Below are 8,204 nucleotides of genomic sequence, written 5' to 3'. Positions count from 1 at the left end.
GGGTCCTGACTTTGAAAGCAAATTCGGCCTGACCGGCGCAACCGGCTTAGGTATGGCTTCTGCAACATTCGGCCTGGTATTCGGCGGTTTGATCGGTGGTCCTGTTGCACGCCGTCTGATCAACAAATTGGGCCGTAAACCTGTCGTCAAAACTGCCAAATCCGACGACAACGATGCTGCCGACGACATCTTCGAACAAGCACAGCGTACCCGCCTGATTACTGCGGAATCTGCTGTCGAAACCCTGGCTATGTTTGCCGGCTGTTTGGCATTTGCCGAAATCGTGGATGGCTACGACAAAGCCTTCTTCGACTTGCCTAAATTCGTATGGTGTCTGTTTGCAGGTGTGGTCATCCGCAACGTCCTGACCTCAGCCTTCAAAGTCAATATGTTTGACCGCGCCATCGACGTATTCGGTAACGCTTCCCTGTCACTCTTCCTTGCCATGGCTCTTCTGAATCTGAAACTGTGGGAGTTGACCGGTCTGGCAGGCCCTGTGACCATCATCTTGGCCGTACAAACCGTTGTGATGATTCTGTACGCCACTTTCGTTACCTACGTCTTCATGGGTCGCGATTACGACTCTGCCGTATTGGCGGCAGGTCACTGCGGCTTCGGTTTGGGTGCCACCCCGACCGCCGTTGCCAACATGCAGTCCCTGACCCAAACCTTCGGCCCGTCGCACAAAGCCTTCCTGATTGTACCTATGGTCGGTGCGTTCTTCGTTGACTTGCTCAACGCCGCCATCCTCTCCGGCTTTGTCAGCGTCATCAAAGGCTGATACATCTGACATAGAAAAGCACTTGCCGCATTTACTTGCTGCAAGTGCTTTTGTTATGATAGGCACGTCAGGCCGTCTGAAAGGCCGTCATCTTCAGGAGTACCCATGTACAAAAAAACCGCTTCCGTATTGATTTTAAGCACGATTCTTCTTGCTGCATGCAGCAAAGAAGAGCCGAAAGCCGCGCTTGATTGCGCCCAACCGGCCACACTGCAAAACATCCGTACCACCATCGAAGACACCCTCAAACAACAAGCGCGCTCCTTTGCCCGCAATGACAGCCGCCAATTCGTTGATGCCGACAAAATCATCGCCGCCGGCCTCGAATTAGAAACCCTGCTTGAAGACGCCAAAGAAACCGAAGACAACGGCAAAGCCATCTGCCGCGCCAACCTCAAAATCCACATTCCCGACACCATCCTCAAAACGGCTATAGACAACAGCCCGCTGATTTACGGCAACACCCCGTTGTCCGACATGCTCGAACAAAAACTAATGGGCAGCAACCTGACTTTTGAAAACAACACGTTCAGCACCACCCTGCTCTACACCCCCGACAAAGACGGCAAACTGGTTCTCGAAGACAACACCCTGAGCACCACAGCCCAAACCCTTTCCGCCACCCTACTGCCCTACGGCGTGAAAAGCATCGTCATGATAGACGGCAAACCCGTATCCAAAGAGCAGGCCATCAAGCTGCTGCAAAACCCAAACACGGAAGAGCCACCGACTATTGATCCGCAAGACATCCTTGAAAACAACGCCGCCAGCCAAGCTGTCGGCTTGACCGATGATGACGATAATTCAGACTACGAAGTCCTGCGTCCTGACCGTGAAACTCCGCGCAACGAGCCACCCGGCCTCAGCCAAAGCGAGCTCGACAACGCGCGCGCGCAAAACCGTCAGGCAGACGGCGAGATCAACGACCTCTGGGGCGGCATGGACAGCGATGTCAAACAACAAATCCTCGGCGAACAACGCACCTGGATTCAAAGCAAAAAACTCAACTGCCAACAAGCCGCCGCGTCCGCAGACAACGCCGCGCAAGCAGAATACCTGCGCCTGCAGTGTGAAACACGCATGACCCGCGAACGTACGCAATACCTGCGCGGCTATTCCATCAACTAAAACCGATAAGGCCGTCTGAACATTCAGACGGCCCACAAGAAAGCACATCACATCATGCAATACCGAATCCACCGTGAAGGCGATGCCCAAAACACACCCTCTTCAGCCTCCACACCCGTCGACAACTGGGAGCGCAACACCCTGCGCGAAGTCCTCCTCGCCGCCTACCAAGAACAGCGCCGCGCCCGTATTTGGCGCAATATCTGGCGCGGTGTCGCCGTCCTCATCTTCCTCAGCCTGATCTTCGGCTTCGCAGAAGAAGAAGGAAAAACCACAAGTATCCATGCCCGCAGTGAACACACCGCCGTTATCGACCTGACCGGCGAAATCGGCAACGACATCGACGACCAAGTCCAAATCCTGCGCGACAGCATGGAAGCCGCCTACGAGAACGGCAACGCTAAGGCCATCATCATCCGCGCCAACAGCCCCGGCGGTTCGCCTGTCGTGTCCAACACGGCCTTTAACGAAGTCCGCCGCCTCAAAGCCGAACACAAAGACATCCCTGTTTACCTCGTTGCCGAAGACATGTGCGCTTCCGGCTGCTACTACATTGCTGCCGCAGCCGACAAAATTTACGCCGACCCTTCCAGCATTGTCGGCAGCATCGGCGTGATCGGCGGCGGGTTCGACTTTACCGGCCTGATGGACAAAGCCGGTGTCAAACGCCGTCTGAAAACCGCCGGCAGCAACAAAGGCATGGGCGACCCTTTCACACCTGAAACCCCGGCGCAAACCCAAATTTGGGAAACCATGTTGGGCGATATCCACCAAGAATTCATCAAAGCCGTCAAACTCGGCCGTGGCGCAAGGTTGAAAGACAAACAGTATCCCGACGTTTTCAGCGGCCGCATCTATACCGGCAAAGAAGCCAAACAGGTCGGCCTGATTGACGACTTCGGCAGCATTTACAGCGTTGCCCGCGATGTCGTCAAAGCCCCCGAGCTGGTCAACTACACGCCGCAAGACGATTTCAGCAAAATGCTCAGCCGCCGCTTCGGTGCGGAAGTGAAGGCCAAAGTCAAAGAAACTTTGTCTGAAATTTGGTAAACCAAAAAACCAAAAGGCCGTCTGAAACCCAAATCATTGGGCTTCAGACGGCCTTTTTTATATCGTTTTTAAAATAAAACGCTGATTATTGTCCAAACATTTATCGGCTTCATAAACCGACAGGCAAATATCCCAAATGATGCTTTTACGGGAACACATTACGCCTGCAAACGATTAAACCTCCACGCTTCAGACGGCCTGCTTCTGCATATTGTGCGCCATATCAAGCGCGGCGCGGACGGCGGTCATCAGGCTGCCGGAATCGGCTTTGCCCGTGCCTGCCAAGCTCAAGGCCGTGCCATGATCGACGGAGGTGCGGATAAAGGGCAGGCCGAGGGTAATGTTCACGCCTTCGCCGAAACCGGCGTATTTGAGCACAGGCAACCCTTGGTCGTGATACATGGCGAGGACGGCATCGGCATCTTTGAGCAGGAAGGGTTGGAACACGGTATCGGCCGGATAAGGGCCGCGTGCGTCTATGCCTTCGGCCTGCAGGGCATGAAGCGCCGGAATAATGGTGTCGATTTCTTCGTGTCCCAAATGGCCGCCTTCGCCGGCGTGGGGATTGAGGCCGGTAACGAGGATGACCGGCTTGGCTATGCCGAACTTATGGCGCAGATCGTGTTCAAGAATGCGGACAACCGACTCGATTAAAGGCTTCGTGATGGCGGCGGAAATGTCTTTCAGCGGCAGATGGGTGGTCACCAACGCCACGCGCAGGCCGCCGCCGGTCAACATCATAACGACTTGTTCAGTATGGCTTTTTTCGGCGAGGTATTCGGTATGGCCGCTGAAAAAGCCGTTGCCTGCGTGGGCATCGTTGATGATGCCTTTATGCAGCGGCGCAGTCACCATACCGGCAAACAGGCCGTCTGAAATGCCTTGATACGCCGTATCCAGCAGCCGGAGGACATACGCGGCATTGGCAGGATTGAGTTCGCCCGCCCGACACTCGGCAGCTAAGGGAATATGTAGGACTTCGAGTTCGCCCTTGGGCAACGGATCGGCCGCTTGGGCTTGAAAATCGCGCAGGATGACGGACTTGCCAAGCTGTCCGGCCCTTTGCGCCAACAGGTTTTTGTCACACAAAACAACGGGGCGGCAAGGAAGGTCGGCGAAAGCCAAATCGAGGCAGATGTCGGGGCCGATGCCGGCCGGTTCACCGGAAGTGATGGCGAGAATGGGAGCAGTCATGGTGTTTCTCGGTATGGTTTACAGTATTTAGACAACGTCAGGCAAAATGCCTGCCCTACTTTTGCAGATTAACACAAATACAAAAAGGCCGTCTGAAAACAGTTTTTGCTTGGTCAAACTGTGTTCAGACGGCCTTGTCTGTTTACCGTTTCAAATTAAGAACGACGGCCGATCATGCGGTACAAAACGTCGTGGCCTTGAATGCGGTGGACGACGACCATGGCGATGTGGCCGGCGACCAGCGCGAAGAGCAGCCAGCCGAGTTTGCCGTGCGCCATGTTACCGAGGTTGGCCATCCATTCGATTTTTTCAGGTGAACCCTGCATCACTTGGACACCGAATACTTTCAACGGGCCGCGGCCGCTACCGTATTGGCGGATCATGCCGATAACGGGAACGGCAAGCATGAGGACGTAAAGGGCAAGGTGGCCGGCTTTGGCGGCAAAGCTGTCGGCGGCAGGACGTTTGGATGCATTGAGCAAGGCCCAAACAATGCGCACGATAATCACCAGCAGCGTGATGAAACCGATGGATTTGTGCACGCCGAAGAGTGCGCCGACCCATTCTTCGCCGTCATAAATGGTCCAGATGGCGATGGTGGTCAGGATGCCGATGAAGCCGAGTACGGTCAGCCAGTGCAATGCGCGCGAGACGGTATCGTAGGTTTGGGGACGTGTAGTGGTCATAATGTTTCCTTGTTTTTGATTTATTTGATTTTTTGAAGCGGCGGATTGTATCAAAAATGCCCAACCAATTTTGTTGCCTTTTTGAAGACATTTCGTAAATGTTTGAAAATTTTGAATAAACATCAGTTTTATCCATCAGGCTGCCCAGGCCGTCTGAAAACAAGGGCAGGAATACCACCTTCTATGCCGAACTCGGGCTAAAATAGGCGTTTTTATTCTCAGGTACGCATCGATGCAGGTTTGGATTCGGCGGTGTGCGCTGTTGCTGCTGCCTTTGGGTTTCTTGGCGGTCATGGTGGCCGCGCCTTTGCTGTCGCTGGCGTTTTACGACGGCGAGGGTGCTTGGGCGGAAGTGGTGGCTGATGACTATATGCGCCTGCGCTTGGGCTGGACGGTGGCGCAGGCGGTTTTGACCTGCGTCTTGGTTACAGCTTTGGGCGTGCCTGCGGCGTGGGTGCTGGCGCGGATGGATTTTGCCGGACGGCGCACGGTTTTGCGCCTGCTGATGCTGCCTTTCGTAATGCCGACTTTGGTGGCGGGCATGGGCGTACTGGCTTTATTTGGCGCACACGGTATGCTGGCGGCAGGTTGGCAGGACACGCCGTGGCTGCTGATTTACGGCAACGTGTTTTTCAACCTGCCGGTTTTGGTGCGCTCGGCGTATCAGGGATTTATGCGTGTGCCGCAGGCGCGGTTGCTGTCGGCACAATCTTTGGGCGCGGACGCGTGGCGGCGGTTTGTCTGGGTCGAATGGCCGGTGGTGCGCGCGTGGGTTGCCGGTGGCGCGTGTCTGGTGTTTTTATATTGTTTTTCAGGCTTCGGACTGGCCTTACTGCTCGGCGGCGAACGTTTTGCAACGGTGGAAGTGGAAATCTACCGGCTGGTGGCGTACGAGTTGGATATGGCGCGTGCGTCGGTGCTGGTGTGGCTGGTGCTGGCGGTTACGGCGGCGGCAGGCGGTTTGTATGCGTATTGGAGCAGGCGCGTCGCTGTGGATAAGTCGGTCTCGCCTTTGCCTCCGCGTGCACCGATATGGGCTTGGGAAAAATGGCTGACGGCAACGGTATTGGTCATGTTGGCACTGTGCTGCCTGCTGCCTTTGGCGGCGGTATGGCTCAAGGCGGTATCGGCAGGCTCTTCATGGGCAGTCTTGCTAGAGGCGCAAACGTGGGCGGCTGTGTGGAACACCGTCCGTTTCTCTGCGGCAGCCGTGGCGGCGGCAACGGTTTTGGGCGTGCTGTATGCGGCGGCGGCACGGCAAATGGCGTGGTTGCGTGCGCTGATGTTTTTGCCGTTTATGGTGTCGCCCGTGTGCATCGCGTTTGGCGTTTTGCTGCTCTATCCGCAGTGGACGGCTTCGCTGTGGCTGCTGACCGCGACTTATGCGCTGTTGGCGTATCCGTTTGTGGCCAAAGATGTATTGGCCGCATGGGATGGTTTGCCCAAAGATTACGCGGCGGCGGCGCGTACCATGGGCGCAAACGCTTTTCAGACGGCCTGTTATGTAACCGCGCCTTTATTGAAACCGGCCTTACGGCGCGGCCTGACTTTGGCTTCGGCAACGTGTATCGGCGAATTTGCGGCCACATTGTTTCTGTCGCGCCCCGAATGGCAGACGCTGACCACTTTGATTTACGATTATCTCGGACGCGCTGGTGCGGACAATTACGGACGGGCGATGGTGTTGACGGCGGTATTGACCGCTTTGGCTTTGACGGCATTTTTGCTGGTGGACGAAGCAGAAGGGCAAAAGGCCGTCTGAACGTGGTTGGCTCAAGCTCCCTTCACTTTCACTACACTATTGCCACGCCTTGTATCGAAAATTGATTGAATCCGCTATATAATTTGTTTTTAACCGCACTCAACACGATCTATCATGACCGACTTAGAAACCAAACGCCTTGAAACCCAAGCCATGCTGGACAATGCCGATTTGCTGTTTGACCAAGAACAATGCCGCGCAGCCTTGCAAAAAGTTGCCGACGACATTACCCGCGACTTGGGCGACAAATACCCCCTGCTCCTGCCGGTAATGGGTGGCGCGGTGGTGTTTACCGGGCAGCTGCTGCCGCTGTTGCGCTTTCCTTTGGACTTTGACTACGTCCACGTTTCCCGCTACGGAGACAAACTCGCAGGCGGCGTGTTCAACTGGAAACGCATGCCCGACCCCGAGCAAATCAAAGGCCGTCATGTAGTCGTTTTGGACGATATTTTAGACGAAGGCCACACCATGGCCGCCATTCAGGAAAAACTGTTGAAAATGGGCGCGGCAAGCTGCCGTGCGGCCGTGTTTGCCAACAAACTGATCGACAAAGAAAAACCAACCAAAGCCGATTATGTCGGTTTGGACGTACCCAACCGCTACGTCTTCGGCTACGGCATGGATGCCGCCGGCTGTTGGCGCAACCTCGGCGAAATCTACGCCTTAAACAACAAATAAAACCAAGGCCGTCTGAAAGGTTTTCAGACGGCCTCAAACCAACACTAGGAACACATCATGATCGGCCTGCTTATCATCACGCACGAAACCATAGGCGAAGCCTACCAAGGGCTGACCCACCATTTCTTCCCCAACGGCTTTCCCGAAAACGTCCGTATTCTCGGCGTTCAGCCCAATGAAGACCAAAACGACATCATCAACAACGCCATCGCCGCCTTGCAGGAATTTCCCGACAACCGCGGCGTACTGATCATGACCGACATCTTCGGCGCCACCCCGTGCAACGCCGCACGCAGGCTGGTGCGCGAAAACAAATCCGCCATCCTGACCGGCCTCAACGCCCCGATGATGATTAAAGCCATCCAATACTCATCACAAGCCGAAAACCTCTCCGACTTCACCGAAACCGTCAAAGAAGCCGCCATCCGGGGCATTTTCGCCATTACATCCGCACCCGAAGACCTGGTGTGCAAAGAAAACGGCTAAGGCCGTCTGAAAACATTCACTTTACGAACATTTAGGGGACATCCATGCTCAAACAAGAAATCGAAATCATCAACAAACTCGGCCTGCACGCGCGCGCCTCCAGCAAATTCACCCAAACCGCCTCCCAATTCCAAAGCGAAGTCTGGGTTACCAAAAACGGCAACCGTGTCAACGGCAAAAGCATCATGGGCCTGATGATGCTGGCCGCCGCCAAAGGCACCGTGATTGAGCTGGAAACAGACGGCGCAGACGAAGCCGCCGCCATGCAGGCGTTGACCGACCTCATCAACGACTACTTCGGCGAGGGCGAATAATGAGCATCGTCCTACACGGTGTGGCCGCAGGCAAAGGCATCGCCATCGGCCACGCCCACCTCATCACGCGCGGCGCGGCGGAAGTTCCCCAATACGACATCGCCCCCGACAAACTCGATGCCGAA

At 55.4% G+C, this 8,204-nt stretch carries 9 protein-coding genes; 7 read left to right on the top strand and 2 right to left on the bottom strand.

Annotation, left to right across the window (positions count from 1 at the left end):
- From gltS to ACTHUE_RS07850, 3 genes are all read left to right on the top strand, one after another.
- Nucleotides 1–781 (top strand): sodium/glutamate symporter (gltS, locus tag ACTHUE_RS07860; RefSeq protein WP_440403140.1); only part of this gene is annotated, 781 nt, incomplete at its 5' end.
- 105 nt (nucleotides 782–886) lie between these two features.
- Nucleotides 887–1,909 (top strand): lysozyme inhibitor LprI family protein, encoded by a 1,023-nt coding sequence (locus ACTHUE_RS07855; RefSeq protein WP_070646506.1) that lies wholly within the window; start codon nucleotides 887–889, stop codon nucleotides 1,907–1,909.
- 54 nt (nucleotides 1,910–1,963) lie between these two features.
- Nucleotides 1,964–2,959 (top strand): S49 family peptidase, encoded by a 996-nt coding sequence (locus tag ACTHUE_RS07850; RefSeq protein ID WP_070646505.1) that lies wholly within the window; start codon nucleotides 1,964–1,966, stop codon nucleotides 2,957–2,959.
- A gap of 189 nt (nucleotides 2,960–3,148) precedes the next feature.
- Here ACTHUE_RS07850 and pdxA read toward each other — a convergent pair whose 3' ends face one another.
- Together pdxA and ACTHUE_RS07840 are read right to left on the bottom strand one after the other, a co-directional pair.
- The gene (gene pdxA, locus ACTHUE_RS07845; protein ID WP_063076560.1) at nucleotides 3,149–4,153 is read right to left on the bottom strand and encodes a 4-hydroxythreonine-4-phosphate dehydrogenase PdxA; all 1,005 of its coding nucleotides are present in this window, start codon (nucleotides 4,151–4,153) and stop codon (nucleotides 3,149–3,151) included.
- Between the two features lie 155 nt (nucleotides 4,154–4,308).
- The gene (locus ACTHUE_RS07840) at nucleotides 4,309–4,839 is read right to left on the bottom strand and encodes a cytochrome b (RefSeq protein WP_081948031.1); all 531 of its coding nucleotides are present in this window, start codon (nucleotides 4,837–4,839) and stop codon (nucleotides 4,309–4,311) included.
- Between the two features lie 232 nt (nucleotides 4,840–5,071).
- Between ACTHUE_RS07840 and ACTHUE_RS07835 the strand changes: the two genes are divergently transcribed.
- The 4 genes from ACTHUE_RS07835 (at nucleotide 5,072) to ACTHUE_RS07820 (ending at nucleotide 8,079) form a co-directional block, all read left to right on the top strand.
- Entirely contained in the window at nucleotides 5,072–6,601 is a 1,530-nt protein-coding gene (locus ACTHUE_RS07835; RefSeq protein ID WP_440402878.1) for an ABC transporter permease, read from the top strand.
- Nucleotides 6,602–6,715: 114 nt separating this feature from the next.
- Nucleotides 6,716–7,279, top strand: coding sequence for a hypoxanthine-guanine phosphoribosyltransferase (locus ACTHUE_RS07830; protein ID WP_440403401.1), 564 nt, complete (start codon nucleotides 6,716–6,718; stop codon nucleotides 7,277–7,279).
- Nucleotides 7,280–7,336: 57 nt separating this feature from the next.
- Complete coding sequence (locus tag ACTHUE_RS07825) at nucleotides 7,337–7,765, top strand: PTS sugar transporter subunit IIA (RefSeq protein ID WP_003747942.1); 429 nt, start codon at nucleotides 7,337–7,339, stop codon at nucleotides 7,763–7,765.
- 44 nt (nucleotides 7,766–7,809) lie between these two features.
- Entirely contained in the window at nucleotides 7,810–8,079 is a 270-nt protein-coding gene (locus ACTHUE_RS07820) for an HPr family phosphocarrier protein (protein ID WP_003747940.1), read from the top strand.
- The last annotated feature ends 125 nt before the right edge of the window (nucleotides 8,080–8,204 follow it).

The organism is Neisseria sp. P0021.S005, assembly GCF_051956955.1.
The sequence above is the reverse complement of the archived record's forward strand: the minus strand, read 5'-3'. Positions and strand labels throughout refer to the sequence as shown.

Coding starts and splice junctions, on each gene's coding strand:
- ACTHUE_RS07840 (WP_081948031.1), bottom strand. CDS start 4,839: ATGACCACTACACGTCCCCAAACCTACGATACCGTCTCGCGCGCATTG.
- ACTHUE_RS07855 (WP_070646506.1), top strand. CDS start 887: ATGTACAAAAAAACCGCTTCCGTATTGATTTTAAGCACGATTCTTCTT.
- pdxA (WP_063076560.1), bottom strand. CDS start 4,153: ATGACTGCTCCCATTCTCGCCATCACTTCCGGTGAACCGGCCGGCATC.
- ACTHUE_RS07835 (WP_440402878.1), top strand. CDS start 5,072: ATGCAGGTTTGGATTCGGCGGTGTGCGCTGTTGCTGCTGCCTTTGGGT.
- ACTHUE_RS07825 (WP_003747942.1), top strand. CDS start 7,337: ATGATCGGCCTGCTTATCATCACGCACGAAACCATAGGCGAAGCCTAC.
- ACTHUE_RS07830 (WP_440403401.1), top strand. CDS start 6,716: ATGACCGACTTAGAAACCAAACGCCTTGAAACCCAAGCCATGCTGGAC.
- ACTHUE_RS07850 (WP_070646505.1), top strand. CDS start 1,964: ATGCAATACCGAATCCACCGTGAAGGCGATGCCCAAAACACACCCTCT.
- ACTHUE_RS07820 (WP_003747940.1), top strand. CDS start 7,810: ATGCTCAAACAAGAAATCGAAATCATCAACAAACTCGGCCTGCACGCG.